This window comes from Vibrio sp. 2134-1, from assembly GCF_033339495.1.
Genome location: NZ_JAWOUS010000451.1, coordinates 413 through 687 on the forward strand (window position 1 = coordinate 413; position 275 = coordinate 687).

At 45.5% G+C, this 275-nt stretch carries 1 protein-coding gene; it reads left to right on the forward strand.

The window, feature by feature from the left end; all coding sequences use genetic code 11:
• Positions 1 to 261, forward strand: a 261-nt coding sequence (gene priC / locus R7R78_RS26565) for a primosomal replication protein PriC (RefSeq protein ID WP_225474665.1), incomplete at its 5' end; no start/stop codon positions are given.
• Positions 262 to 275: the final 14 nt, after the last annotated feature.

The window sequence follows — 275 nt, forward strand, 5'->3', positions numbered from 1 at the left end:
CGTAAGAATGAAATCAAACATAGCAGCCACTTTCGCAAACCAATTAACGTGCTTTATCAAGAGCTCGCGCAGCACCAAGAATGGGCAAGACGCTTGCGAGAAATGGTGTTAGAAAAGGAACGCGCAGTGGAAACTGCACCTAGTTTTATGCGAGCTGAAGCTCAGAAAGTATTGCTGGCGACAGAGCAACGTTTAGCTCGTTGCGAGGCAGCGCTTCTTAAACTAGAAAATCAAATTACACATAGGGAAAAGCACCAATAATGGCAGACCAACCA